Source organism: Pseudomonas sp. AC355, from assembly GCF_979258205.1.
The window spans coordinates 1,272,943-1,298,399 of sequence record NZ_OZ409843.1 but is presented as its reverse complement, the minus strand read 5'-3'; the positions used below and the strand labels follow the sequence as shown (position 1 = coordinate 1,298,399).

Below are 25,457 nucleotides of genomic sequence, written 5' to 3'. Positions count from 1 at the left end.
ATGTTTCATCCACCCTGTCGGTCAGCTGGATTTTTTGCACGGGTTCAATGCAGGAAGAGGGCAGCGCAAAAACACGCTAACGGAAATATTGATTTACAACGGTTGTACGATCACCTTGTGGGCATGCACAGCGACATCTCATTCAAGAATAATCTCAGGTGCAGCTCCATGACTCTTCCCCACACTTCATTGCCAACTCGCCCCCACGTCGATCACTGCGCACGCTGTTCAAGCGCTCTGGCCGGTGTCTGTCACGCCGCGTGATAACGCCCGAAACCCAGCGATAACGTGAGGTGTGGGCGATCTGTATCGGCAAGTTCGGCAGTACCTCGGTGCCCTATTTCTTCCTGACCGGATTCCTGACCTATCGGATAGAAGAGCGCCATCTGACCCTCATCAAGGTCGGCATCTTCGCGGTAATGCCATTCATTGGCTCGACGCTAGGCATTCTGCTGGCGGGTATCGCGTCCAGTTGCAAGCCCGCTGAAGAGTACTGCGTCGGTTCCGACTCAAGCCTTTGAATTGACCGGTTTTGTCCAATACGAAGCAGCTTTCGTCCAACTTTTAGCGAGCACACGGCCTTAGGCTGAACGCTCTGAACAGGAATCCAATAACAATGACCTCCATCTCCTATGTCTTCACTCCAGAGCCCCAGGTCGACCTGCCGGTAGCCGGCAGCGATCAGCGCTTTCCCGTTGGCCGCGTGTTCTGCGTTGGCCGCAACTATCCCTGGCCGGGCGCCGGCAGCGAAAAGCCCGACGCACCGGTGTTCTTCATGAAACCGGCCAGCGCCGTGGTCGAGGCGGTGGGTGAGGTGATCTATCCGCCGATGACGGACGAGTTCTGCCATGAAATCGAATTCGTGGTGGCAATCGGCAAGGGCGGCGCGAACATCGCCGAAGCCAGCGCGCTGGAACACGTCTGGGGCTACGCCGCCGGTCTCGATCTGACCCGCCGTGATATCCAGATGCGGGTCAAGAGCGCGGGTATGGCCTGGGAAATGGCCAAAGTCTTCGAGGGGGCTGCACCGATCAGCGCCGTGGTGCCGGTCGCTCAGGCCGGGCATCCGCAGCGGGGCGCGGTGTGGTTGAGCGTCAACGGCCAGGAACGGCAGCGCAGTAACCTTGAAGAGCAGATATTCACGGTTGCTGAAGTGATCAGCCTGCTGTCTCGCCTGGTACCGCTACGTCCAGGTGATCTGATCATGACCGGTACGCCCCACGGCGTGGCTGCGCTGAATCCGGGTGACGTGATCAATGCCGGCATCGGCGGCGTCGCCGAGCTGGAAATGCGCGTTGGCGAGCGCCCCTAGTGCCTTTAAGGGCGGGCGTTTTAAAGCCCCCCGAGGATTGGATGCACGGCTGTAGGGTGGGCTTTAGCTTACCAATTGGCAGCCCCACAACGAACGTCCGCTATCACCACTTCGCTGCCGCCAAACAAGCCGGCTGGACGTCGTAAACAGGTCACCGAGGAGAACAATAAATGTCCCATGAAACCCTGAAAAAAGTCGCACTGGTAACCGGCGCTGGCAGCGGCATCGGCAAGGCCGTTGCCGATGCGCTGATGGCCGATGGTTTTTCGCTGGTGCTGGCCGGGCGTCGCCCCGAGCCGTTGCAGGCGCTGGCCGAGGCCGCTCGTACCCGTGGCCAGGAGGCCATCGCGGTGCCTACCGACGTGCGCGATCCAGTCAGCGTTGATGCCTTGTTCGCCACCGTGGAGGAGGTCTATGGTCGGCTCGACGTGATCTTCAACAACGCTGGCGTCAATACGCCCGCAGTGACCCTCGACGAGTTGGATGTCGAGCAGTGGCGCAATGTTATCGACACCAACCTCAATGGCGTCTTTCTCTGTGCCCGCGGTGCCTTCCGCCTGATGCGCAAGCAAGTCCCACAGGGCGGCCGGATCATCAACAACGGCTCGATTTCGGCACATACCCCGCGGCCCTACAGCAGCGCTTACACTACCAGCAAGCACGCGGTGCTGGGCCTGACCAAGTCCCTGGCACTCGATGGCCGCGAGTTCAGTATCGCCTGCAGCCAGATCGATATCGGCAACGCCCTGACCGAGCTGTCGGTGCGCATGACCAAGGGTGTGCGCCAGGCCAATGGCGAGATCGCCGTCGAGCCCATGGTCGACGTCAAGCACGTTGCCGATGCCGTGCGCTACATCGCCGCTCTGCCACTCTCGGCCAACGTGCTGAACATGACCGTGATGGCCACCAACATGCCCTTCGTTGGCCGCGGCTGATCGGCAGGCCCCTAACGGCCTGCGCCAACAGATAAACGAGGTACCCATGAAACCAGAAGTCCTGCAGCTCAGCCCCATCCTGATCCCCGAGATTCGCGACAAGCTCGATCAGATGTTTACCATCCGCCGCTACTATGAGCAGGCTGACAAACCGGCTTACCTGGCGCAGCACGGCACCAATATCCGTGGCGTGATCACCGGCGGCCACACCGGCATCACTCAGGCGGTGATGGCGCAGCTGCCGAATCTCGAAGTGGTGGCGGTCAACGGCGTGGGCACCGATGCGGTGGATCTTGCCTATGCCCGTGACCGTGGCATTCAGGTCACGGCCACCATCGGCGCGCTCACCGAGGATGTCGCCGACCTGGCCATCGGTCTGTTGATTTCCATGTGCCGGGGCATCTGCACCGGCGACCGCTACGTGCGTTCCGGCCAGTGGCCACAAAGCGCCACGCCGCTGGCACCCTTGCCCCTGGCGCGCCAGGTGTCCGGCATGCGCATCGGCATTGTCGGCATGGGCCGTGTCGGGCGGGCCGTGGCCACTCGCGCCGCCGCCTTTGGCTGCCCGATCAGCTACACCGACCTGCGGCCGATGAGCGATGTGTCACACACCTTCGTCGCCGATCTGCTGACCCTGGCCAACGACAGCGATGCGCTGATTCTGGCGGCGGCTGCCGACAAGGGCGAAGCCATCGTCAATGCCGAGGTGCTGCACGCACTGGGCCGCGACGGTTACCTGATCAATATCGCCCGCGGCAAGCTGGTCAACGAGGACGATCTGGTAGCCGCCTTGCAAAATAACCAGATTGCCGGCGCGGCGCTGGACGTGTTCGCCGACGAACCGCACGTGCCTACCGAGCTCTTCGAACTGGAGCAAGCGGTACTGCAACCCCATCGCGCCAGTGCCACGGTGCAGACCCGCACACGTATGGGCGAGATGGTAGTCGCCAGCCTGGTGGACGTGTTCGCTGGGCGCAAGCCGTCGGGTAGCGTCACTGGTTGATCGCTTTGCATGATCGTTGCTCACGCAGGGCCGCCCTTTGGGGCTAGCAGGCTGTTGAAAAACTACCTGCGTGGCCATCGCGGCGTTAAAAACAGGCTAAAAATGCTCATTTACAACACGTAAACTCCGCTTTTTCGCCTGTTTTTGCCTTGCGCTGGCTGCCTCGCCAACGTTTTTCAACGGCCTGCTATTGATCGTATGTCTGGCCCCTGTTTTGCTGCTGACGGTAGTCGTTGAGCGCTGCGTCAGCCAGTCGCTTTTCCTGGCAAAAAAAGTGGTTTTTTCTGCCGGTACTTTTGGGTAAAGTGCGGACCTCTTTGGGGAGTAGCCTGCTGTCGAGTTCACTCGGTAGCGTTCGTATCAACATTCTCGGCAGAAGCCGTGGTACGAACACCGTTCGGTTGGTGAGACCAATGACAGATACGTGCCTAAGGTCGGGCGCGTGTATCCGTCATTGACTCATAGCCCGACCGAGACGTAACCGTGAATCCCATTTCCCTCATTCTCTTGGCTTTCGCCATGTCCACGGACGCTTTCGCCGCGGCTATCGGCAAGGGCGCCAGCCTGCACAAACCCAGATTCATCGATGCCCTGCGCACCGGACTGATCTTCGGTGTCATCGAAGGCATCACCCCCGTGGTCGGCTGGTTCATCGGCCAGGCTGCAGCCGGTTTCGTCGAGGAATGGGATCACTGGATCGCCTTCGTGCTGCTCCTGCTACTCGGTCTGCACATGATCTACGCTGGCCTACAGCCCGATGCTGCGGACGCGACCGAGAAAGCCAAATCACATTCCTTCTGGGTGCTGGCGGTAACCGCCTTCGCCACCAGCATCGATGCGCTGGCTGTGGGTGTCGGCCTGGCATTCGTCGATGTCAACATCTGGATCGCCGCGCTGGCGATCGGCCTGGCGACCATGACCATGGTCACCATCGGCGTGATGCTCGGTCGCATGATCGGCACCGCTATCGGCCACAAGGCAGAGATCATCGGTGGCCTGGTGTTGATCGGGGTCGGTGCGGCGATTCTCTATGACCACATGCTGCTCTGAGCCTTGTGCGGCCACCGTTTCGGCCTTCAGATTGTTGTCGGGCTGAAAATGATCGAGCGGCGTCAGTCGACTGTTCGCCCCTGGCCATGGGCCAAGGGCGATGATGCCGGCATCGAGTTGCGCCGCTATTGATGAAGATTCCTGTGCAGGCGATCAATATCGCCCACTGACGAAGTGGGCGGGGTCGTTGAATCCGTGGGTCGAGGCATGGCCGGGTGCGACCAGACTGTCGATGAACGCCTCGTCCTCGCCGTTCAGATGCAGCTCGAGGGCGCCGATATAGCTCTGCCACTGCTGCAGCGTCCGCGGCCCGACAATGGCGGCGCTGACCTGAGGGTTGGCCAGCACCCAAGCGATGGCGAAGCTGATCGGGTCGCTACCGCGGCGTTGTGCATGGGCGCTGACCTGCTGCGCCAGGTTCAGTGATTCCTGGCGCCATTCGGTCTCCAGAATTCGTTTGTCGTGCCGTGCCGCCCGCGATCCGGCATCCGGCTCGCTGCCAGGCTGGTACTTGCCACTCAGCACGCCACGCGCCAGCGGGCTGTAGGGCACCACGCCAAGGCCGTAGTGGCGCGCCGCGGTGAACTGCTCGGTTTCCGCCTGACGGTTGACGATGTTGTACAGCGGCTGGCTGGCCACGGGGTCGTCGACGCCCAGGCGGCGGGCGATGTTCACCGCTTCGGCCAGTCGCCAACCGCGGAAATTGGAGACACCCCAGTAGCGGATCTTGCCCTGGTGAATCAGGTCGCCGATGGCGGAAATGGTTTCCTCCAGTGGCGTATCGTGATCCTCGCGGTGCAGGTAATAGAGATCCAGGTAGTCGGTGCCGAGGCGACGCAAGCTGCCTTCCAGCGCATCGAAAACGGATTTGCGGCTCAGCCCCTGGTTGGCTGGATGTGACCACGAGCGCGGGCTACCGACCTTGCTGGCCAGCACCCAGTTGGCGCGGTCGGCGGCAATCGCGCGGCCAGTGATTTGCTCGGAAATACCGCCGTTGTAGACGTCTGCAGTGTCGATGAAGTTGACGCCCAGATCCCGCGCCTGATCGATGATGCGCCGCGATTCGGTTTCGTCGGTGGCGCCGCCGAACATCATGCTGCCCAGTGACAGTGGCGACACCTTGAGGCCGGATTTGCCCAGTGAACGGTAATCCATCGGTAATTTCCTCCCATTGGCTTTACTGCTGATCAGTATTCTGACCGCAGGTTCGCTGAAACTGCTGCTTGTACCCGTCGATATCGATGCTGGCTGGTACCGACACCCGTGAGAATGGCACCGAAATGCAGTTGTCGTTGAGTCATGCTGTTATCCCGTCGTCATGCCGGTCGCGAGTGATGGCTGCCGCGGTGCACAGCGCTGCGCTTCATGCGTCGAAAAACGGCGTGTGCAGCAAAGGCGTGGTGCGGATTTCGGCAACGGTGGCGGCGCCGGAAAGTTGCATGACGATGCGCAGTTCCTGCTCGAGCTGTTCGAGCACCCACTGCACCCCTTGCGAGCCATTGAGCGCCAGGCCGTAGAGCACGGGCCGGCCCACGGCGACCAGATCAGCGCCGGCGGCGATGGCCTTGAACACATCGAGACCACGGCGGATGCCACTGTCGAAGATGAGCGGGACGCGACCCTGCACCTCGGCGGCCACTCGCTGCAATGAGTCGAATGCAGCTGGTGAGCCGTCCAACTGACGGCCGCCGTGGTTGGAAACCTGGATTGCATCGACACCGTATTGCAGCACCGAACGGGCATCTGCCGTGGTGGTCACGCCCTTGATGATCAGCGGCAGGCCGCCGCTGTGCTTGCGCACGAAATCCAGGCTATCGAGGCCGATAGCACTGTCGAATACCCGCTGGATGTCACGCGCACGGTTGTTGCTGTCGAGGAAGTTGCCTGGTGTCGGCATGCGCAACTCATTGCGCCTGTCCTGTTCACGGTTACCGCCGACGGTAACGTCGGCAGTCAGCACGATGGCCTTGTAGCCGGCTGCATGCGCTCGCTGCAGCAGCTCACGGTTGAAGCCGCTGTCGCGGGTCAGGTAGCACTGGAACCACTTGTCACCGCTGCTGGCCGAGGCGACTTGTTCCAGATTCTGGGTGGCGACCGTGCTGACTCCCAGCAGGGTGCCGTAAGCGGCGGCACCCTGTGCGGTGCCCGACTCTGCCGATGGATGGGCCAGGCCGTGTGCGGCCATGGCCGAAACCATCACGGGGGCACGTAGCCGGCTACCAAAAATCTGCGTTTCCAGGCTGTGTACCGTCTTGCCGGTCAGGATGCGCTGGTCGAGGAAGGCTCTGGAGAAAGCCGTGCGGTTCTCCCGCAAGGTCTGCTCGTCACCGGCGCCACGTGCGATGTAATCGAAGGCCGGGCGAGGAATGACCTCTGATGCGAGCGCTTCCAGCTCCAAAAGGTTGTAGGTTTTCGGCGGTTGCGGGGGCGTCGATGATTCTTTCACGCGGCGTGGGCTTTCTTTGAGTGGCGAATGCTCGGAGCCCAATGCCGAATGTGCCGCCAACAGGGCGGCACCTCCAGTGAGCATCCCCAGGGTGTCGCGTCTGCTTGGGGGCATCGTGGTGATTCCTGCTCAGGCGTTCTGGACTTTCTTCGTACTGCCTTGCTGCTCGACCAGGGCGCGAATGCGTGGCAGCAGATCCTGGCCGTACTCCACCGCGTCGCGCAGTTGCTCGAAGCCACGGAACAGAAAGGTGGTGATGCCGGCGTTGTAGTAGTCCAGCGCGGCATCGGCGACCTGATCCGGCGTGCCGACCAAGGATGTGGAGTTGCCGGCGCCGCCGCTCAGTGCGGCGATTTCGGTCCACAGGCGCTTGTCGTGTACCTTGCGTTGGCCCGCCAGTTCTACCAGCCGTGAAGAGCCCGAGTTGCTGGTGCCGAAGTCCTTGTCGCGACGTTTGCCCTGGCGCAGATGGATCAGTTCACGGGCATCGGCCAGGATGCGCTCGGCACGCGCCCAGGCTTCATCTTCGGTGGCACCGAGGATCGGCCGCAGCGACAGGCTGAAGCGGATGTGCTTCTCGCGGCCGTACTTGGCCGCAGCCTTGCGTACCTTGGCGATGCGTTCACGAACCTGCTCCAGCGGCTCGCCCCACATCATGTACACGTCGGCGTGCTTGGCGGCGACTTCTACCGCAGCGTCGGATGCGCCGGAAAAGTAGATCGGTACGTGAGGTTTCTGGACTGGCTTGACCAGGGTCAGATTGTCTTCCACGCGGTAGTGCTTGCCCTGATGATCGAAGGGCTCGGTGCTCGTCCAGACCTTGCGGAAGATATCCAGGTACTCCTCGGTGCGCGCATAGCGGGCGTCCTTGTCGAGGAAGTCGCCATCGCGCTGCAGGTCACCGCTGTCGCCACCGGTGATCACGTTGATCGAGGCACGGCCACGGCTGAGGTGGTCGAGGGTGGCGAACTGCCGGGCGGCGAAGGTCGGCGCCTGGAAGCCCGGGCGGTGCGCGACCAGCAGGCCGAGCTTGTCGGTCACGGCGGCGACATAGCTTGCCAGAATCATCGAATCCGCCGCGCTGGTGTTGACCGCCAGCAGTGCCTTGTCGAAGCCACCGTACTCCTGAGCCTGGGCGAATGCCTTGATGAATTCGACGTCGACGGCGGGGCCATGGGCCGCTTGCGATTCACTGCCTTCCTGCGGGCCGATCAGGCCGATAAATTCAAGACTCATACGTTGCTCCTTTCAATTGGGGTGGGCTGCCGCCGACCCGCTTCGCGAGTGCGGTGGCGGGCGACCATCAGGCCACCTGGCCCTGCAAGCGGCGCAGGGTGTTGCGGTTGCTGGGCACGGCCAGGCCGAAGTTGTCGCGCAAGGTCTGGCCTTCGTAGTCGCGGCGCAGCAGGCCGCGCTCCTGCAGCAAGGGCACCACGAGCTCGGTGAAGTACTGCAGGCCATCAGGCAGCAACGAGTTGACGATGAAACCGTCCGCGGCGCCGTCCTCGAACCAGTCCTGCAGGGCGTTGGCGACCTCTTCCGGAGTACCGACGAAGTCGCGGTGCGGGCGCGAGAAGTGCAGGGCGACTTCGCGCAGGGTCAGGTTCTCTTCGCGGGCCTGCTGCTTGATGCGGTCGGAGCCGCCTTTCTGGCTGTTGCTGCCCAGGTCGCCGAGGTCGGGGAAGGGCGCGTCCAGATCGTGTTTGGAGAAGTCGTAATCGTTGAACGGACGACCCAGCGCAACGATGGCGTCTTCGATGCTCACCAGCTCGACGGCCTGCTGGTAGCGGCTTTCCACCTCTTCGGCATCGCGGCCGATGATCGGCCGTATGCCGGGCAGGATGAACAGCTCGTCCGGGTTGCGGCCTGCCTTGGCAGCGCGTTGCTTGAGATCCGCGTAGTACGCGCGGGCTTCGCTGAAGGATTCCGGGCTGACGAAAATCGCATCGGCATTCTGCGCGGCGAAGTTGCGGCCATCCTCAGAGGTGCCTGCCTGGAAGATCAGCGGTTGGCCCTGGCGCGAGCGCTGGATGTTCAGCGGGCCCTTGACCTTGAAGAACTCGCCCTGGTGATTGAGGGTGTGGAGTTTTTCCGGGTCGAAGAATTCGCCGCTCTGCTTGTCGCGGGTGAAGGCATCGTCTTCCCAGGAATCCCACAAACCTTTGACCACGTTCACGTGCTCGCGGGCGATGCGGTAGCGGGTGGCATGCGGCGGGTGCTCGGCCTTGCCGAAGTTGTCGGCGGTGCCGGACAGCCATGAGGTGACCACGTTCCATCCGGCACGCCCACCGCTGATGTGATCCAGCGAGGCGAACTGGCGTGCGACCTGGAACGGCTCGGTGTAGCTCACCGTCACGGTGGCCACCAGGCCGATGTTCTCGGTGACCGCAGCCAGCGCCGAGAGCACCGTCAGCGGCTCGAAGCGGTTGAGGTAGTGAGGGCTGGATTTGGCGTGAATGTGCAGGCTGTCGGCGATGAAGGCGAAGTCGAACTTGGCGCCTTCTGCCAACTGCGCCTGCTGCTTGTAGAAGCCGAAATTGACGCTGGCATCGGCCAGTGCGTTCGGGTGGCGCCACTCGCCCCAGCCGTGGCCGACGCCGTGAATCATCGCGCCAAGTTTGATCTGTCGTTTGCTCATGGAAAATGCTCCTGTCGATTTACTGAGGTTGCGCCTGGGCAACCGCTTTGCCCGGCTGTTCGACGCGGGCGGCGTTGAAGCTGGAGTCGAAGCCATGTGACACATCCACGGCGCGGGTCAGTACCCCTTCTTCCAGGTAGATGTTGGAGACTTGTTGCAGGTTGCTAATCACCTCATCGGTGATCTCGGCACGCGAGTGGATGGTTGCCTGGACGGACTCCAGGTGCACCGCGACGGGCAGGCCGGTCACCCGAGCCTGGGCTTCTGCGTAGGCCTGGTGGTTGTCGTTGGCCCACAGGAAGGCGCGTTCCACGCGTTTGACGAAGTCTTCGAGCTGCACGCGTTTGCCGTCGACGGCGTTCTGGGTGGCAGCCAGGTAGAAGTGGTTGGTCAGTAGCTCGTCGCTGTCGCGCAGGATGCGTGCGCCGTTCTGGGTGATGGCGATGGTGGTGTAGGGATCCCAGGTCGACCAGGCATCCGCGGCGCCGCTTTCCAGAGCACTACGGGCATCGGTAGGCAGCAGGTTGACGAAGGTCACGTCGGAGGTTTTCAGGCCGGCTTCACGCAATGCTTTGATCACCAGAAAATGGCCGACGGAGCCGCGATTGGTGACGATGCGCTGGCCCTTGAGGTCGGCCACGGTTTTCAGCGGTGAGTCCTTGGGCACCAGGATCGAGGTGGTGTAACGGCCATCACGCTTGATGATTTCCACCACCTTCAGCGGGGCGCCAGCGCCCAAGGCGAATACGTAAGGTGCATCGCCCAGGCCGCCGATATCCACGGCGCCGGCGTTCAGCGCTTCGCCGAGCGGAGCAGCAGCGGGAAATTCCGAGAAGTCGATGGTATAGGGCACGTCATCGAGTTCGCCTGCTGCTTGCAGCAGCAGTTTGATGGTGGATTTCTGGTTGGCGACGCGCAGCGGTTCGAGGTCTGCCGCGCTGGCGTAGCTGCCCATCAGCAGGCTACCGCCCAGTACGCTGGCGATCAGGGTACGGATCAACATGAGGTGTCTCCTTCAGATTGTGTTGGCTGTGGCCTGGCTGCGAGCCAGGCCGATGATTTCTGCCGCGCGCTGGCGCTGGTTGATGTCGCCTGGGCTACCCAGCCATTCGTTCCTGGAGGAGTCGCGGCTGGGCAGGCCGTAGGCACCAATCGGCCGGCGGGCAGGGCGGTTGCTTGGGAAGGGAGGGGGCATGGTCGGTTGCCGATTACCGCACGTGTGTTGCGAGCCACGCGGGGCGCACAATTGCTTTTCACCAAGCACTGAGGAAATGCTCGTGGTATCCGCGAAGCGGGCGCCGATGTCCGGCTGGTCGGCAGGCAGTCGCAATCTGGAAAAGACGGTCATGTACGGCATGCTCCTGGTGATCGGTCGTGGAAGACGGCCTCCGCCAGGAAAGGGGTCGGTCTGGGATTGACCTTATCTCTCTAATAAACCCCTGTGAAAGTCTTTCTGGTTCTAAGCTAATTATGTAATTTACTTATCTAATATGTTTTTAAATATCAGTAATAAGTATTTAATGAGGGCTGTGAAAAGGCTTTCGGGATGAGTTGTATGAGTAGCAAACGACAGATAAAGCTCGGTGCGGTGCCCATGGGCGTCGGCGGGCCAGGGCGGCATAACCTCTGGCACGATCCGGCGATTCCCGCGGACGCCAGCGTGAACATCGACTGGTTCATCGACCTTGCCCGGCAGGCGGAAGCGGCGCTGTTCGACCTGATCTTCATCGTCGACAGCCAGTTCATCACCCGCGACTCGCCGCCTCATTACCTCAACCGGCTGGAGCCCTTGACGCTGCTCTCCGCGTTGGCCGTCACTACCCGACATATCGGCCTGGTCGGCACCCTGACCACCTCCTACAACGAGCCATTCAACGTTGCCCGCCGACTGGCCTCGCTGGATCTGATCAGCAAGGGGCGCGCCGGCTGGAACGTGGTCACCAGTGGTGATGCCGGAACTGCCGGCAACTACGGCCGTGACGAGCACTACGATTACGACACCCGCTATGGCCGTGCCCTGGAACACGTGCAGGTGGTGCAGAAGCTGTGGCAGTCCTACGAGGACGATGCGCTGCCGCGTGACCGCGAAACCGGCCAGTTTCTCGACCGCAGCAAGCTGCATGCGCTGCATCACAAGGGTGAGCATTTCTCGGTGGTGGGGCCGCTGAACATCCAGCGCTCGCCCCAGGGCCAGCCGGTGATCTTTCAGGCTGGCGACTCCCGACAGGGGCGCGATCTGGGCGCTGGCATCGCCGATGTGGTGTTCACCCACGCGCCGAGCGTGGAGAAGGGCCAGGCGTTCTACCGCGACATCAAGGAGCGCGCGCAGCAACAAGGCCGCGACCCGGACGCGATCATCATCCTGCCCGGCGCACAGATATATATCGGCGATAGCGACGAGCAGGCCCGCGAGATCGAACGGCATTACCACGACATCGACCACAGCTTCGAACAGGCCGTTGCCGAGTTCGGGCGCTCCTTCGGCTGGCATGACTTCCGTCAGTACGACCTCGATGCCCCGTTCCCGGTCGAGGCTCTGGAATTTGCCCGCAGCAGCTTCTACACCGCCGCCAAGGCCGCCACCGACATGGCCGTCAGCAACGGCTGGACGCTACGTCAGGCGGTCGCCAACGGCCTTACGCTCAGGCCAAACGGCTTCGTCGGCTCTGCCGAAACCGTGGCCAATGAAATGATCCGCTGGTTCGAAGCCCGCGCGCTGGATGGCTTCAACATCTACATCGGCCACCCGGAGCAGTTCAGGCGCTTCACCGAAGAGGTGGTGCCGATCCTGCAGGAACGTGGGGTCTATCGCCGCGAGTACGAAGGCAGCACCTTGCGTGAAAGCCTGGGGCTGGCGATTCCTCGCAACCAGCGTTAGCCAATCCGCTAGTCAATGGTGGACAAAAGAGCGTTGTCACCCTTGTAGGAGGTTCTATGTCAAAGAGCCCCTTGCTTGGGGTTGTAGTCGGCCTCGCTCGCGGGTGAATCGGGGGTACGACAAGGCTCCTCGCTATGACCACGATCGCATTGTGGGAGCCGCGCCCCCGCGGCGAATGCTGGCCACACCGCAGCTATGCAGAATGGCCACAACCGCATTCGCGCCGGGTCGACGCTCCTACCGGATTGGCATCGCCCCCACTTTCGTGAACACCTAAGTACGGTAGGAGCCCGCTTGCCGGCGAATCAATTGCAGCCATTTCGTAAGATCCGTGGTGCAACCACCCACCGCCCGCAAGCGGGCTCCTACACGATTAGTCGGGCGGTGCATTGCCAGGCCTGGGTCATCGCTGTCAGGCCGCCGCACTGGCCGGATGGCGCCCCGGAATGGCGGCGATCAGTTCACGGGTGTAGTCGCTGGCCGGATGATCGAACACCTGGCTTACCGGGCCTTGCTCGATCATCTTGCCGTTGCGCAGTACCAGCACCTGGTCGGCGACGTTGGCCACCACGGATAGGTCGTGGGACACCAGCACGTAGGCGATGCCCAGCTCGCGTTGCAGTTCGAGGAGCAGGTCGAGGATCTGTGCCTGCACCGAGACGTCCAGTGCCGAGACCGGTTCGTCGAGCAGCAACAGGTCGGGTTTGAGTGCCAGGGCGCGGGCAATGGCGACGCGCTGGCGCTGGCCGCCGGAGAGCTCGCGGGGCAGGCGATCCAGGTAGCTGATCGGAAGGTGCACGCGGCTGATCAGCTCGCGGGCGGCCTGCTCCAGTGCCGGCCCCTTGAGCAGGCCGAAAGACACCAGTGGCTCGACGATGCTGTCGAAGATGGTGAAGCGCGGGTCGAGGGCAGCGAAGGGATTCTGCTGTACCAGTTGCATGCGCTGGCGTAGCGGGCGAAAGGCGCGCCAACTGAGGTCGGTGATGTCCTGCTGTTCGAACAGCACGCGGCCCTGGCTGGGTTTCTCCAGGCCCAACGCGATACGCAGCGCGGTGCTCTTGCCCGAGCCGGACTCGCCGACGATGGCCAGGGTCTGGCCGGGGTAGACCTGCAGGCTGAGGTCTTCCAGTGCCACGAAGCTGCTGTCCTCGTCCTTGACCCGCGGCAGGGCGAAGCGCTTGCCGACGTTGTGCAGGCTGAGGATCGGCGTTGCATCGGCTGCTGTCTGCTCGTGTGCTCGCACCTTGCGGCAGTTGGAAAAGGCCGGTGCAGCGGCGATCAGGGCGCGGGTGTAATCATGTTGAGGCGCCGTTAGGATCTGCTTCGGCGGGCCTTGTTCGACCAGCTCGCCCTGTTTCATGACCAGAATGCGATCGGCACGATCCGTGGCCACGCCCAGGTCGTGGGTGATGATCAGCAGGGAAATGCCACGCTCGGCGACCAGGCGTTGCAGGTGGTCGAGGATGCGCCGTTGTACGGTGACGTCCAGGGCGCTGGTCGGCTCGTCGGCGATGATCAGTCGCGGGTTGCCGGCCAGGGCGATGGCGATCAGCACCCGCTGGCGCATGCCGCCGGAGAGCTCGTGTGGGTACTGGTGGGCGCGCAACACCGGCTTGTCCAGGCCGACCTGCCCCAGCAGCTCGATCACGTCGGCATCGACACCGGGGTAGCGCCGGCCCTGGGCGAGAATCAGCGCTTCGCCGATCTGCTTGCCGATGCGCAGGGTCGGGTTGAGGCTGACCATCGGGTCCTGTGGCACAAGGCCGATGGTTCGCCCACGCAGGCCGCGCTTTTGCCGCTCGCTGGCGTGGGTCAGGTCGACGCCCTCGACGTGCAGCTCTCCAGCGGTGATCGCGGCGCTGTCGGGCAGCAGGCCGAGAATGGCGTTGGCCAGGGTCGATTTGCCCGAGCCGGATTCCCCGACGATGGCCACCGTTTCACCCTGGGCGACGGAAAAAGACAGGCTCTTCACCGCATCGGTGATCTGCCCGGCGGAGCGATAGCTGACGGCCAAGTTGTGGATGTCGATCAGTGCGCTGCTGCTCATCGCTGGGTCTCCTCGAGGGTGCGGGCGATATGGTTGAGGCTGAACACCACGGCCACCACGAACAGCCCGGGCAGCAGTGACACCCAGGGTGCGGTGATCAGGAAGTGGCGACCGTTGGCGATCAGCGTGCCCCATTCCGCAGCCGGTGGCGCGGCGCTGAAGCCGAGGAACGACAGGCCGGCGGTGGCCAGGATGGCCGCGCCGAAGTCCAGAGTGGCGAGTACCGCTACCGGGCCCCAGGCGTTGGGCAGAATGTGCCGCAGCAGGGTGCGGCCCCCGCTGGCGCCACCCAGGCGTGCGGCCTCGACGTAAGGCAGCGTCTTGACGCGTAGCACTTCGGCGCGGGTGGTGCGGGCGAAGCCGGGAATGATGCCCACGCCCACGGCAATCGCCACCGGGATGGTGCCGAAGCCGATAGCGGTGACGATGGCCAGCGCCAGCAGCAGCCCGGGCAGGGCCAGCAATACATCGACGAAACGCATGATCACCGCATCGATACGCCCGCCGGCGAAGCCGGACAGCACGCCGAGACCGAGCCCGCCGAACAGGGCGATGCCCACGGCCAGCAAAGCGGCCTGTACCGACAGGCTGGAGCCGTAGACCATACGGGTGTAGAGGTCGCGGCCCAGCTCATCGGTGCCGAACCAGTGCAGCGCGTTGGGCGCGGTGAGTTTGTCCGTTGGCGAAGTCGCGTAGGGATCGAAGCCTGTCAGCAGTTGCGGCACCAGTGCCGCTACCAGGGCGAACAGCACCACCGCCAGTGCCAGGCTGAAGCCCGGTTTGCGCAGCAACGGGCGTAGCGCCGCAGTGGCCCTTTGCAGGCGGCTGCGCCGGCGCCAGGTCAACGACACGCTGGCCGGTGAATTAGACAACGAGGAAAGGCGGCTATCGGCATTCATGGTCAGGACACCTTTGGCGCATGGGCGATGCGCGGATCGAGGTAGGGGTAGAGCAGGTCGACGATCAGGTTCACCAGCACGAAGGCGGCGGCCGACACGGCGACGATCGCCAGCACCACCGGAATGTCCTGGCGCAGTACCGCCTCCTGAGCGAGGCGGCCGACACCGTTTCGGGCGAAGATGGTCTCCACCAGCACCGCACCGGATACCGTGTTGCCCACCTGCAAGCCGATCAGGGTGAGGATCGGCAGGGCGGCGTTCTTGAAGCCGTGGCGGGCCTGCACCTGCCAGCGGCTCAGGCCCTTGGCATAGGCCGTGGCGATGTAAGGCTCCTGCCACACGCCCTGGAAGCCGCGTTGCAGTACCTGGGCGTACACCGCCGCACTGGGGATCGCCAGGGTCACGGCTGGCAGGATCAGGCTGTCGAAGCCGCGGCTACCAGTGGCCGGGAACCAGCCAAGGCTGAAGGCGAACACCTGTATCAGCAGCAGGCCCATCCAGAACACCGGCACCGAGAAGCCCAGGGAAGGCAGGCGCGCCATCGCCACTTTCAGGGGCTGCCAGCGCACGTAGGCCGTCAGGTAGGCCAGGCCGATACCGCCGATCATCGACAGCACGATGGCCAGGCCGGCCAGCGACAGGGTCTGCGGCAGGCGCTCGACGAGCAGTTCGCTGACCGGGCGGTTAAGCGACAGCGATTGCCCGAAGTCGCCCTGGATCGCTCCCCAGAGCAGGCTGAAGTACTGCTCGAAAATGCCCTTGTCCAGGCCGTAGTAGGCCTGCGCCTTGGCCAGGTCTTCTGGCGACAGCGCATCGGCCTCCATGCCCGAGGCGCTGAGCATGATCGACAGGGTGTCACCCGGCAGCAGGTAGAGGATGAAGTAGGTGATGCTGTAGGCACCCCATAGCACCAGCAGCGCCTGGCCGACCCGGCCGATCAGGTAGCGGTTCATGGTTCACCGACCTCGATGTCGTTGAGCAGCGCGAAGCCCTCGGCGGTCCAGCGGAAGTTCTTCACCCGTTGCGCCGTGGCGGCCTGCCAGAGGCGCTCGGCGATCGGAAAGGCGGACGCCTCGTCGACCAGTAGATCCTGCAGGTCGCCATAGGCCTGTGCGCGTTGTTCGGCCCGCGTGGCGGTGATGCCGGCATCGAACAGGGCCTTGGCCTTGTCCAGCGTCTGTGGCTCGTAGATGTTGGTGGCCAGGGTCGAGCTGTTGGCGGTACGCGGATCGAGGATGGTCTGCAGGATGATCGGATCGGCGCGGGTCATGTAGGTGGACGTCAGGTCATAGTTGCCCTGAGCGTTTGCGGTCGTCCACTCGGCGCGGGTGACCACGGCCAGTTTGAGCTCGATGCCGATCTTGCGCAGTTGATCCTGGATCAGCACGTCGCCGGCGGTTTCCGCCCCCTGGATGTTGTAGCTCAGGCTCAGACGCTTGCCGTCCTTGCTGCGATAGCCGTCGGCGCCTTTGCTCCATCCCGCCGCGTCGAGCAGTTGTTCGGCACCCTGCGGGTCATAGGCGAACTTGTCGCTCTGCTCCTTGAAGTAGGGTGTGGTCACGTCGTAGATGCTCTTCACTACCGGGAAGTCGGCGCTGTACACGGTGCTGGCGTAGGTCTTGCGGTCGATGCCTTTCTGCAGCGCCTGGCGCACCTGTTTGTCGGCCAGCAGGCGCTCATCGCGGGTGTTGGGGTAGAGGTTCAGCGCAGGGCCTGGCAGGGAGCGGCTCTGGATGCTCGCGCCCTTGGACTGCAGCAGTTTGAGATCCACTTCGGAGAACGGGTTGCGTGGCCAGAGGATGTCCGCCTGGCCTTGCAGGAACAGGCCGTTGCGTACGCTTTCCTCGGGGATGTAGCTGATTTCCACGGCATCGAGATGGGCTTCGCCGCGGTTCTTCACGTTGGCCGAGGCCCAGGCGTAACCCTGACGCTTGACCAGCTTCGCGCCGACTTCAGGCGTGTAATGCTCGAGCACGAACGGGCCGGTGCCGATGATCTTGCCGAGCGAGCGCTCCTTGGCGCTGAGCGCGTAGGAGGCCGGCGCGAGGATCGACAGGTTGGTGGTGGAGGTGGCCTGCAGGAAGCCGGCGTTCGGCCGCGACAGCACCAGCCTGACGGTGAAGTCGTCGACCACTTCGGCGTGGTCGTAGCCTGCCAGGTAGGTGGCGCCGAAGGTGGCGGGAAGCGCGGTGGCCAGGGCCTTGTTGCTGTCGAAGGCAGTCTTCACGGCCTTGGCATCGAAACGTTCGCCGTTGCTGAAGGTGACGTCGTCACGCAGCGTGAAGGTGTAGTTGAGGGCGTCATCGCTGATTTCCCAGCTCTTGGCCAGCCAGGGAATGATCTCGCCGCTGTCCGGATCCTGATCGGTGAGCGACTCGGCGACGTTGCGCAGCAGCACGCGGTGCTCCAGCCAGTACACCTGGAACGGGTCGACGCTGACCAGGGTGGTGTTATCGCCGAAGAAGGCGATGTTCAGGGTTTTGCTGGCAGCCTCGTCGGTGGACGGCGAGCAACCTACCAGGCTGAGGGCAAGGGCGCAGGAGGCCAGCAGGTGCGTCGCAAGGCGGTTTTTTTTCATCTCGTCTTCCCACTATGTTGAATGAATTGCATACAAGGGATTCCAGGCAAAATGGCCGCACTGCCCGTAGGCAATGCGGCCTTGTAGTCAGAAGTCGTAGGCGAGTTTGGTGTACCAGAAGCCGCCGCCAGGGTGGAACGGCGGGGTGCCGTAGTTGTATTTGTAAGCCGCCTGAGTGATGCCGTTGTTGTCAGGCTTGACGTTGAAGATGTTGGTGCCGCCAACGCTGACCGTCAGGCTGTCGAACAGCAGGTAGGAGAGATCCAGGTCGGTGATCCACTTGGCTTCGAAGGTGCGATCCTGGGCGGCGTTCTGCTGCCAGGTTTCGACCTTGCCGTAGCGAGTGGTCTGCAGGTTGGCGGCGAAGTTGCCCAGGCTCCAGTTCGCACCCAGCACCCATTTACTGCGTGGCGTTGCGGCGACCACCAGGCCTTCGGAGGCATGCCCGGCCACTTCGATACCGGCGTTCTGCAAGAACGACGGGCTGTCTCGCTTATCGCGAACAGTGGTTTTGTTGTAGTTGAAGGCGGCGCTCCAGCGCACATCGCCCCAGGCGCCGAACTCACTGCGGTGGTCCGCTACCAGGTCGATGCCGCGGGTACGTGTGTTGAACGCGTTGGTGTAGTAGCTGACCCAGGTATTGCGTGCCACGCCCGCCGACTCGAGGATGTCGCCGATCGGGCCGACGCCACCGCCGGGTGCTGCGATGTTGTCGCTGAGCACGATGCGGTCGTCGATGTCGATCAGGTAGGCGTCGGCTGTGAAGCTGGTGCGTGGGGCTGGCTGCCAGGTCACGCCCAAACCCAGGTTGCGCGACTTTTCCGGCTTCAGGTCGGATGCACCCAGGGCCTGGCCCAGAGCGCTATCCGGCGTGGCGGTATAGCGCAGGGCAGGGACTGCGTTGCCGTTGGCATCTGCAGCGGTGCGGTTATCGGAAACGGTATAACCAAGTTGAGTCAGAGACGGAGCCCGGAAGCCCGAGCCAACCGTGCCACGCAGTGCTACCTGATCGGTCAATTCGTAGCGCGAATTGAGCTTGAAGCTGAAGGTGTTTTCCTGGATGTCGTCATAGTGCTCGAGTCGGCCGGCCAGGCCCACGTACCAGCGCTCACTGAGGTCGAAGCCGAAATCCAGATAGCCTGCGAGGTTGTTGCGTTTGACGTCGGCTTCATCCTCCGGGCGAATGGCCACGACTGCCTGGGCGCCGACCGATGGCTGCGCGCCATTGGCGCCGTTCAACGGGCTACCGACCGGGAAGGTGTAGGGGCCGACACTGTAGGCACGCGGATCGCTGCCCGCGAAGGTTTGGAAACGCTCCCAGCGGTGCTCCAGGCCAGCGGATACCTGGGTTGGTACCGCAAGCCCGAATACGCCGTCGAAGGCGCGGGTGATGTCCAGGTTGTTGACCCACTGCTCGAACTGCAGGGTGGCCAGGTCGTCCCACGAGGTTGGTGAGTCGGGGCCGTAAGTGGGGTTGATGGTCAGGTCGCTGGAGTGCTCGATCTTGTTGCGGCCGTAGGTGGTGGACAGATCCCAATCCCAGTCCGCCACGTTGCCTTTGCCACCAAACAGAAATTGGTAATCCGTGTCCTTGAGGTTGTTCAGCGGGTAGTAGCCGTCTGGGAACAGTTCGGGGATGGAGGCCGCGCCCCTGGCCGTGCGCAACTGATTCAGCGCCTCGGTTTTGCGCTCGCCGTAGGTCGCATACGAATACAGCTTCAGATCATCGGCCAATGGCAGCTCGGCGTTGTAAGCCAGGTTGAAGGCCTTCAGATCGGGGTCGCCATTCTTGGTGCTTACTCGATCCCAGGCCGCCTGACGCTCAGGCTCGAAATAGGCTTGCACGGTGCTCGGCGACTTCCCGACCCAGGTTGCCGTCCCGCGCTTGCGAGCATCTGCGGAAAGGTGCACGAAGCCCCCTTCGGTGCCCAGGGCAAAGCCGTGGTCGGCGGCGGTTTTAATGGTTTCGCCCTGGCCGGAGAAGAGTTTCCCGTAGCTGGTCTCGACATGGCCGCCAGAGGTATTGCCCTTGAGGATGATATTGATCACCCCGGCGACGGCGTCCGAACCGTATTGGGCCGCGGCGCTGTCTTTGAGTACTTCGATATGCGAGACGGCACTGACCGGGATCTGATCGATGTCTACGGCGTTCGCGCCGCTGTTATCGGTGCTGCCATTGGCGGGTGCAGCGCCGTTATGACGGCGTTTGCCGTTGACCAGTACCAGCGTATAGGCGGGGCCGAGGCCACGGTTGCTCAGCGGGCGGATCGAGGAGTTGACCCCGGCGATGTTGGTGCCGAAGTTGAACGACGGCAGCAGCTTGGAAATCGCCTCGGAGAGCTCGGCGCGCCCTGTCTTGAGCAGTTGCTCGCTGTTGATGATGTCGATTGGCGTTGGGCTGTCGGCCACCGTGCGTTGCTGCCCACGGACACCGGTGGAGATCACGTTGACAGTCTCCAGGCGTGTTTCGCTGCTCTGCGCCTGCACGCCGGGCGCCAGCAGGCAGGCCAGTGAGAGCACCGAGAAGGTCAGCCCGGCACGGGCTGGGGCGCTGCGCAGGTGGCGCAGCCGTGAAGTGGAAAAAGGTCTTGCCATGGCGCTTATCCCTGTCTGAAAGGCTGCGGCGACGGCCAATGCGGCGTCGTCCGAAAAGGTGTCCACCACCGTGCGCGAGGCGCACGAAACCCTGACGCGCCTGTTTTCACGTGCGCGTCTTATGGGCGTGGTGGGGAGCGACAAGGCGGTGGTAGATCGCTCGAGGTCTTGCGGGGTCTGTCCGGTGAGCTATCCGGTTAGACGATCAGTGCGGGCGACACATTCGCTCGCCGCTGTCTGCTGGCGGCACACCCGGCCAGCCGATCAGGGTGCTGGCGCTGTCGCCATGCAGGTTGTCGAGCAGGCGACTGGCGAGGCGGGAAAGATAGCGTTTCATGATTGGCTTCCTGCCCTAGATGGCAATGGCGCTGAGCGGGTAGCCCGACGCAATGAAGGGGTTGTGATCCCGGCCGATGCTGTCCGGGTCGTCCTTTTCCACGCCGAGCAGTGCCAGCAGGCGCGTGCGGATATCGTTGAAACCGGCCTGGCCGTTGTCACGTGGGCGGCCCAGGTCGACGCGCAGCGCTTCGGCGATGCGCCCGTCCTGCAGCACGATGATGCGGTCGGCGAGCAGAATGGCTTCGTCGACATCATGGGTGACCAGCAGCACGGCTGGTGTGTGCTTCTGCCACAGGTCGATGATCAGGCGGTGCATGCGGATGCGGGTCAGCGCATCGAGGGCGGCGAAGGGTTCGTCGAGCAGCAGCAGTTTGGGCTCGCGAACCAGGCTGCGAGCCAATGCCACGCGCTGCGATTCACCGCCGGACAGGGTGGCGGGAAAAGCTTCCAGGCGATGGGCCAGGCCCACTTCGGTCAGTGCCTGGATGGCACGTTCCTTGGGGTTGGATACGCGCAGGCCGAGGGTGACGTTCTTCCAAGCGCGCTTCCAGGGCATCAGCCGCGGCTCCTGAAATACCGCAGCGCGGGCTTGCGGGGCGATCAGCTCGCCGCCGTCGATGGGATCGAGGCCGGCCAGGGAGCGCAGCAGGGTGGTCTTGCCGGAACCGCTGGCACCGAGCAGGGCGACGAACTCGCCGGGGGCGATATCCAGGTTCAGTTCATCGATCACCCGGTTGTCGCCGAACTGGCGCACCACGCCGCGCAGGCTGACGGCCGGCGAGTAGTCGATCTTGCTGTGCGCATTCATGCTTCAGGTCCTTATGAACGAGGGGCGCCAGGCCAGAGCCAGGCGTTCCAGGGTGCGAATCAGGCCGTCGATGAGCAGACCCAGCAGGCTGTAGATCAGCAGGCAGATGACGATCACGTCGGTGCGCATGAAGTCGCGGGCATCGCTGGCCAGGAAGCCGATACCGGCGGTGGTGTTGATCTGCTCGACGAACACCAGAGCCAGCCAGGAGATGCCCAGGGAATAACGCAGGCCGACAAAGAACGAGGGCAGGGCGCCGGGCAGGATCACATGCCAGATCAGTTCGCGGCGGTTCAGGCCAAGGGTATTGGCCGCCTCGATCAGCTTCGGGTCGATGTTGCGGATACCGGCGAACAGGTTGAGGTAGATCGGAAAGGTGGTGCCCATGACGATCAGCGCCACCTTGGTGAATTCGCCAATGCCGAACCACAGGATGAACAGCGGCACCAGGGCCAGAGACGGAATGGTACGCAGCATCTGCATGGGCGAATCGAGGGCGATTTCACCACGTTTCGACAGGCCGGTAATCAGCGCTGCGGTAACGCCGATCGCCACGCCGATACCGAGGCCGGTCACGGCCCGCTGCAGGGACACCAGCAGGTGGCGCAGCAGTTCGCCGCTGCGCGTCAATTCCCAGAGGGTGCCGCTGATTTCGCTGGGGGCGGCGATCACTCGGGCTGGAATCAGTCCGGCCCGCGAGGCGATTTCCCAGAGCAGCAAAATGGCCACAGGGCTGATCAGGCGCAGGACGAAATCCGGCGTGGTCGATTTGCTGCGGCGAGCGGGCTGTACCGTGCGGCTGACGGTGATGGTGCTGGCGTCGGTCATGAGGGTCTCCCGCTGATCAGTGCTTGTAGCTCTGGCCTGAAGCCCGCTCGAGCTGGCGAATCAGCGCGTCCCAGTGCAGCTTGATGCCCGGCCCCTTGCCATCGGAAAAACGCGCCGATTGCTGGCGAACCTTCTCGATGGCTTCGGCGGGCGCATGCAGCAGGTCGGCATTGCCGCCGGCCTGGGCGGCGATCTGGATGTTGCAGGCGCGTTCCAGCCCATGCAGCTCGCGGAACGCATGTTCGACGCTGATGCCGCCGGTGAGCAGGCCGTGGTTGCGCAGGATGAAGATGTTGCTGTCTCCGAGGTCGGCAACCAGGCGCTCCTGCTCGTCCAGATCCAGCGCCACGCCTTCGTAGTCGTGGTACTTCACGCGGCTGTAGAAGCCCAGGGCATGCTGCGAGAGCGGCAGCAGCCCGCCGCGCTGGGCGGATACCGCTGCGCCGTCGCGGGTATGGGTGTGCAGCACGGCCTGCAGATCCGGGCGCGCGCGGTGGATGGCGCTGTGGATCACGTAACCGGCCTGGTTGATACCCAGGTTCAGCGGGTCGTCGATGATGGTGCCGTCGACATCCACCTTGACCAGATTGGACGCGGTGATCTCATCGAACAACAGGCCGAAGGCGTTGATCAGAAAGTGTTCATCCGGCCCCGGCACGCGGGCGGAGAAGTGCGTGTAGATATGATCCGTCCAGCGAAACAGTGCCGCCAACTGGTAGGCGGCAGCCAGCTTGATGCGCACTTCCCATTCTTCAGGGCTGACGCGCTCCTGGACGGAAGGAATGCTGTGCAGGGTAGCGAGTGAACTCATGGCAATCTCCAGGCCCTGGTGGGCAGTCTGTTCAGTAACCGCGTTCGATATCGACGAGGTTTTCCAATGGCGCTGCCGTCTGGAAACGCTGGAAGTTGGCGACGAAATCGTCGACGAACTTGCGTTTGCCATTGGTGGACAGGGCACTGGTGTGGGGTGAAATACGTACCCGCGGATGCAGGTACAGCGGGTGATCGTTCGGCAGCGGCTCGGGGTCGGTGACATCCAGGGTGGCGCGGCCGATGCTGCCGTTGTCCAGCGCCTCGAGCAGGGCGTTGTGATCGAGCAGGCCACCACGAGCCAGGTTGATCAGGTGCAGGCCGGGTTTGGCGCTGCCCAGCACGTCGCGGTCGAGCAGGTGGCGGGTATCCGCGGTCAGCGGCGCAACCACCACCAGGTGGTCGGCTTCGGCGAACAGGTGGTGGATGTCGCGGGCGGCCTCGATGCCAGGGATCTCGGCAATGGCGTGTCCTGGGCGACCCAGAGCGATGACGCGCATGCCCAGGGCCAGCGCCTTGTGCGCCAGGCTCTGGCCAATCGAGCCGAGGCCCAGGATACCCAGCGTCGCGCCCTTGACCGGCTGCAGGTAGGTGAAGTGCCAATCGTCGTTGTTTACCCAGATGTCCGGAAGCTGCTTGGCCACGCTGAAGATCGCCGCCAGGGCGAATTCGGCAACGTGGTTGGCGTTGGCACCCTTGGCGCTGGCGACCTGCTCTACGTCGAACAGCCAGTGCGGGTAGAAATCGATACCGGAAGAGGCCAGTTGCACCCACTGCAATGACCACGGCCAGCCGGCTGGCGCGTCCTTGAGTTCGACGCCGCGCACGTTGATGGGCCGCACGATCAGCGTGCTGGCGTCAGCGGGAGTCTGCGCCAGGCCTTCCGGGCCAAAGGGGATTTCGACGATGCGCTGTTGCGGCAGGCGTTCGCGCAGATAGGCGTTGGTCTCGGCATCCAGCTGGCTGACGATGGTCTGGCTCATTGCGCTGACTCCCGTGCCTGGGCGAAGGCGCTACGGCCGACAGCGCTGAGCGCCACGTCGTCCTGCGGGGTATGGATGCGGCTGCACAGCACGTCACGGAAATGCCGCTCCAGCGGGTTCTTGCGTGACAGCCCCGGGTTGCCGGATGCCTCGATGGCGAGCTCCACAGCACGGATGGCGTTGCTGCTCACCAGTTGCTTGATCTGTCCGGCGTGCGCTGCCTCGACCTGGCCTGCGGCAGCCGAATCGAGCAGGGTGCGGTTGGCGAACAGCAGGGTATCGATGCGCCCGACGATCTCCTGAAAGCGCTGCAGACTCGATAGCGGCGCACCGAGGTTGGAGGGGGTACGTTGTTCGAGAAAGCCCACCAGCCAGTCCCGCGCCGCCTGGGCGACGCCATCGTAGATGGCTGGCAATAGTACCGACATCCACAGCATGCCTTCGCCATCCAGTTCCGGCTTGGGTGCGCTCCAGGGGCTGACGCTTACTGCGTGATCGAGGGGGATCAGCACGTCGTCGAGCTGCACTTCATGGCTGCAGGTGGCGCGCATGCCCAAGTGGTCCCAGTCCTCGACGATACGAATGCCGGGGGTGTCGCGATGTACCAGGTAAACGCCAACCAGCGGGTCGGCATCGTCACTGCGTGCCCACACCAGGTACCAGGTCAGGCCGTGGCTGCCAGTCGAATAGATCTTGCGGCCGCTCAGGCGCCAGCCTTCGCTGGTACGTCGGGCAGTCGTCGCTGGCAGACCGCCGCGCGCCGGCGTGCCGAGTTCGGGTTCGACGCGAAAGGCGTTGATCAGCGCGCCGTTCTCTACCGCATTGATACCCACTTGGCGACGCAGATGCTCGGGCCAGTTGAGGTTCTGCTGCAGGCGGAAGTGCTGCAGGTACTGCATCACCAGAATCAGTGCCGTCGAGGGTTCGCCCTTGGCCACCGCGCTGATCACCCGCCGCGCGGTAGGCAGATCGGCGCCACCGCCACCCAGCGTCTTCGGCACCGTCAACCCCAGCAGGCCGTGGCGCTGCAGCAGAGCGAAGTTCTCGGCCGGGAATTCGCCACTGCGATCGTAACGCGGGGCGCTAGCGGCCAGGGTCGCGGTGATTTCATCGAGCAGGCGGGCGAAGCGGATCTCGTCGCGCTCCGGGGATGCGCGGTGAGTGGGGAAGGTGAGGGTGTCGGCGGCTTGCGTCATGGGTCTCTCATCACTGGCGCAGATGGCAGGCAATGCCTGTTTGATTTCTGAGCGCCCCAGGGTGATGAGGTGGCCTGGATGAGACCGTATTCTTATAGCTTTGCGCTGTAAA

At 63.4% G+C, this 25,457-nt stretch carries 21 protein-coding genes and 2 pseudogenes; 6 read left to right on the top strand and 17 right to left on the bottom strand.

Features of this window, described 5'->3' with window-relative positions:
• Window positions 1-287 precede the first annotated feature (287 nt).
• The 5 genes and pseudogenes from ACZ0AI_RS06175 to mntP all read left to right on the top strand — a co-directional run.
• A pseudogene (locus tag ACZ0AI_RS06175) lies at window positions 288-470 on the top strand (MFS transporter); the annotation flags it as partial.
• 146 nt (window positions 471-616) lie between these two features.
• Window positions 617-1,312, top strand: a complete 696-nt coding sequence (locus ACZ0AI_RS06170; protein ID WP_463565012.1) for a fumarylacetoacetate hydrolase family protein — start codon at window positions 617-619, stop codon at window positions 1,310-1,312.
• Between the two features lie 170 nt (window positions 1,313-1,482).
• On the top strand, window positions 1,483-2,247 hold the full coding sequence (locus tag ACZ0AI_RS06165; RefSeq protein WP_463565011.1) for an SDR family oxidoreductase: 765 nt from the start codon (window positions 1,483-1,485) through the stop codon (window positions 2,245-2,247).
• Between the two features lie 46 nt (window positions 2,248-2,293).
• Window positions 2,294-3,250: a 2-hydroxyacid dehydrogenase gene (locus tag ACZ0AI_RS06160; protein WP_463565010.1), complete on the top strand. Its 957-nt coding sequence runs from the start codon at window positions 2,294-2,296 to the stop codon at window positions 3,248-3,250.
• Window positions 3,251-3,733: 483 nt separating this feature from the next.
• Window positions 3,734-4,300 (top strand): manganese efflux pump MntP, encoded by a 567-nt coding sequence (gene mntP / locus ACZ0AI_RS06155; protein WP_463565009.1) that lies wholly within the window; start codon window positions 3,734-3,736, stop codon window positions 4,298-4,300.
• Window positions 4,301-4,453: 153 nt separating this feature from the next.
• Here mntP and ACZ0AI_RS06150 read toward each other — a convergent pair whose 3' ends face one another.
• The 6 genes from ACZ0AI_RS06150 to ACZ0AI_RS06125 form a co-directional block, all read right to left on the bottom strand.
• On the bottom strand, window positions 4,454-5,455 hold the full coding sequence (locus ACZ0AI_RS06150; RefSeq protein ID WP_463565008.1) for an aldo/keto reductase: 1,002 nt from the start codon (window positions 5,453-5,455) through the stop codon (window positions 4,454-4,456).
• A gap of 208 nt (window positions 5,456-5,663) precedes the next feature.
• Window positions 5,664-6,860, bottom strand: coding sequence for an alpha-hydroxy acid oxidase (locus ACZ0AI_RS06145; protein WP_463565007.1), 1,197 nt, complete (start codon window positions 6,858-6,860; stop codon window positions 5,664-5,666).
• Window positions 6,861-6,875: 15 nt separating this feature from the next.
• Window positions 6,876-7,982, bottom strand: a complete 1,107-nt coding sequence (locus ACZ0AI_RS06140) for an LLM class flavin-dependent oxidoreductase (protein WP_463565006.1) — start codon at window positions 7,980-7,982, stop codon at window positions 6,876-6,878.
• 67 nt (window positions 7,983-8,049) lie between these two features.
• Window positions 8,050-9,384: an LLM class flavin-dependent oxidoreductase gene (locus tag ACZ0AI_RS06135; RefSeq protein WP_463565005.1), complete on the bottom strand. Its 1,335-nt coding sequence runs from the start codon at window positions 9,382-9,384 to the stop codon at window positions 8,050-8,052.
• A 19-nt stretch (window positions 9,385-9,403) separates the two neighbouring features.
• Window positions 9,404-10,387, bottom strand: coding sequence for an ABC transporter substrate-binding protein (locus ACZ0AI_RS06130; protein ID WP_463565004.1), 984 nt, complete (start codon window positions 10,385-10,387; stop codon window positions 9,404-9,406).
• 12 nt (window positions 10,388-10,399) lie between these two features.
• A complete protein-coding gene (locus tag ACZ0AI_RS06125; protein WP_463565003.1) occupies window positions 10,400-10,579 on the bottom strand; it encodes a hypothetical protein in 180 nt (59 codons plus the stop codon).
• Window positions 10,580-10,939: 360 nt separating this feature from the next.
• Between ACZ0AI_RS06125 and ACZ0AI_RS06120 the strand changes: the two genes are divergently transcribed.
• Window positions 10,940-12,262: an LLM class flavin-dependent oxidoreductase gene (locus tag ACZ0AI_RS06120; protein WP_463565002.1), complete on the top strand. Its 1,323-nt coding sequence runs from the start codon at window positions 10,940-10,942 to the stop codon at window positions 12,260-12,262.
• A gap of 412 nt (window positions 12,263-12,674) precedes the next feature.
• On the opposite strand, the gene ACZ0AI_RS06115 is transcribed toward ACZ0AI_RS06120, so the two are convergent.
• From ACZ0AI_RS06115 to ACZ0AI_RS06065, 11 genes and pseudogenes are all read right to left on the bottom strand, one after another.
• Window positions 12,675-14,309 carry a dipeptide ABC transporter ATP-binding protein gene (locus ACZ0AI_RS06115; protein ID WP_463565001.1) on the bottom strand — a complete coding sequence of 545 codons (1,635 nt, stop codon included), beginning with the start codon at window positions 14,307-14,309 and terminating at the stop codon, window positions 12,675-12,677.
• Window positions 14,306-15,208: an ABC transporter permease gene (locus ACZ0AI_RS06110; RefSeq protein WP_463565000.1), complete on the bottom strand. Its 903-nt coding sequence runs from the start codon at window positions 15,206-15,208 to the stop codon at window positions 14,306-14,308. Before ACZ0AI_RS06110 ends, ACZ0AI_RS06115 begins: the two co-directional genes overlap by 4 nt.
• 2 nt (window positions 15,209-15,210) lie before the next feature.
• Window positions 15,211-16,161, bottom strand: a complete 951-nt coding sequence (locus ACZ0AI_RS06105; protein WP_463564999.1) for an ABC transporter permease — start codon at window positions 16,159-16,161, stop codon at window positions 15,211-15,213.
• Window positions 16,158-17,786: an ABC transporter substrate-binding protein gene (locus ACZ0AI_RS06100; protein WP_463564998.1), complete on the bottom strand. Its 1,629-nt coding sequence runs from the start codon at window positions 17,784-17,786 to the stop codon at window positions 16,158-16,160. The genes ACZ0AI_RS06105 and ACZ0AI_RS06100 overlap by 4 nt, the downstream gene beginning before the upstream one ends.
• Window positions 17,787-17,873: 87 nt before the next feature.
• Window positions 17,874-20,381 (bottom strand): TonB-dependent receptor plug domain-containing protein, encoded by a 2,508-nt coding sequence (locus tag ACZ0AI_RS06095; protein ID WP_463564997.1) that lies wholly within the window; start codon window positions 20,379-20,381, stop codon window positions 17,874-17,876.
• A gap of 205 nt (window positions 20,382-20,586) precedes the next feature.
• Entirely contained in the window at window positions 20,587-20,718 is a 132-nt protein-coding gene (locus ACZ0AI_RS06090; protein ID WP_463564996.1) for a hypothetical protein, read from the bottom strand.
• A 15-nt stretch (window positions 20,719-20,733) separates the two neighbouring features.
• Complete coding sequence (locus tag ACZ0AI_RS06085; protein WP_463564995.1) at window positions 20,734-21,528, bottom strand: ABC transporter ATP-binding protein; 795 nt, start codon at window positions 21,526-21,528, stop codon at window positions 20,734-20,736.
• A 3-nt stretch (window positions 21,529-21,531) separates the two neighbouring features.
• Window positions 21,532-22,287 (bottom strand): annotated as a pseudogene (locus ACZ0AI_RS06080) (ABC transporter permease); the annotation flags it as partial.
• A gap of 85 nt (window positions 22,288-22,372) precedes the next feature.
• Window positions 22,373-23,167, bottom strand: a complete 795-nt coding sequence (locus tag ACZ0AI_RS06075) for a class II aldolase/adducin family protein (RefSeq protein ID WP_463564994.1) — start codon at window positions 23,165-23,167, stop codon at window positions 22,373-22,375.
• Between the two features lie 31 nt (window positions 23,168-23,198).
• Window positions 23,199-24,149, bottom strand: a complete 951-nt coding sequence (locus tag ACZ0AI_RS06070; RefSeq protein WP_463564993.1) for a D-isomer specific 2-hydroxyacid dehydrogenase family protein — start codon at window positions 24,147-24,149, stop codon at window positions 23,199-23,201.
• On the bottom strand, window positions 24,146-25,345 hold the full coding sequence (locus ACZ0AI_RS06065; protein WP_463564992.1) for an acyl-CoA dehydrogenase family protein: 1,200 nt from the start codon (window positions 25,343-25,345) through the stop codon (window positions 24,146-24,148). The genes ACZ0AI_RS06070 and ACZ0AI_RS06065 overlap by 4 nt, the downstream gene beginning before the upstream one ends.
• Window positions 25,346-25,457 lie beyond the last annotated feature (112 nt).

Bases quoted from the DNA above. Each gene is read 5' to 3' on its own strand.
- ACZ0AI_RS06085 (WP_463564995.1), bottom strand. From the start codon at position 21,528: ATGAATGCGCACAGCAAGATCGACTACTCGCCGGCCGTCAGCCTGCGC.
- ACZ0AI_RS06065 (WP_463564992.1), bottom strand. From the start codon at position 25,345: ATGACGCAAGCCGCCGACACCCTCACCTTCCCCACTCACCGCGCATCC.
- ACZ0AI_RS06120 (WP_463565002.1), top strand. From the start codon at position 10,940: ATGAGTAGCAAACGACAGATAAAGCTCGGTGCGGTGCCCATGGGCGTC.
- ACZ0AI_RS06110 (WP_463565000.1), bottom strand. From the start codon at position 15,208: ATGAATGCCGATAGCCGCCTTTCCTCGTTGTCTAATTCACCGGCCAGC.
- ACZ0AI_RS06135 (WP_463565005.1), bottom strand. From the start codon at position 9,384: ATGAGCAAACGACAGATCAAACTTGGCGCGATGATTCACGGCGTCGGC.
- ACZ0AI_RS06140 (WP_463565006.1), bottom strand. From the start codon at position 7,982: ATGAGTCTTGAATTTATCGGCCTGATCGGCCCGCAGGAAGGCAGTGAA.
- ACZ0AI_RS06165 (WP_463565011.1), top strand. From the start codon at position 1,483: ATGTCCCATGAAACCCTGAAAAAAGTCGCACTGGTAACCGGCGCTGGC.
- ACZ0AI_RS06075 (WP_463564994.1), bottom strand. From the start codon at position 23,167: ATGAGTTCACTCGCTACCCTGCACAGCATTCCTTCCGTCCAGGAGCGC.
- ACZ0AI_RS06170 (WP_463565012.1), top strand. From the start codon at position 617: ATGACCTCCATCTCCTATGTCTTCACTCCAGAGCCCCAGGTCGACCTG.
- ACZ0AI_RS06095 (WP_463564997.1), bottom strand. From the start codon at position 20,381: ATGGCAAGACCTTTTTCCACTTCACGGCTGCGCCACCTGCGCAGCGCC.
- ACZ0AI_RS06130 (WP_463565004.1), bottom strand. From the start codon at position 10,387: ATGTTGATCCGTACCCTGATCGCCAGCGTACTGGGCGGTAGCCTGCTG.
- ACZ0AI_RS06125 (WP_463565003.1), bottom strand. From the start codon at position 10,579: ATGCCCCCTCCCTTCCCAAGCAACCGCCCTGCCCGCCGGCCGATTGGT.
- ACZ0AI_RS06150 (WP_463565008.1), bottom strand. From the start codon at position 5,455: ATGGATTACCGTTCACTGGGCAAATCCGGCCTCAAGGTGTCGCCACTG.
- ACZ0AI_RS06100 (WP_463564998.1), bottom strand. From the start codon at position 17,786: ATGAAAAAAAACCGCCTTGCGACGCACCTGCTGGCCTCCTGCGCCCTT.
- ACZ0AI_RS06160 (WP_463565010.1), top strand. From the start codon at position 2,294: ATGAAACCAGAAGTCCTGCAGCTCAGCCCCATCCTGATCCCCGAGATT.
- ACZ0AI_RS06115 (WP_463565001.1), bottom strand. From the start codon at position 14,309: ATGAGCAGCAGCGCACTGATCGACATCCACAACTTGGCCGTCAGCTAT.
- ACZ0AI_RS06145 (WP_463565007.1), bottom strand. From the start codon at position 6,860: ATGCCCCCAAGCAGACGCGACACCCTGGGGATGCTCACTGGAGGTGCC.
- ACZ0AI_RS06090 (WP_463564996.1), bottom strand. From the start codon at position 20,718: ATGAAACGCTATCTTTCCCGCCTCGCCAGTCGCCTGCTCGACAACCTG.
- ACZ0AI_RS06070 (WP_463564993.1), bottom strand. From the start codon at position 24,149: ATGAGCCAGACCATCGTCAGCCAGCTGGATGCCGAGACCAACGCCTAT.
- ACZ0AI_RS06105 (WP_463564999.1), bottom strand. From the start codon at position 16,161: ATGAACCGCTACCTGATCGGCCGGGTCGGCCAGGCGCTGCTGGTGCTA.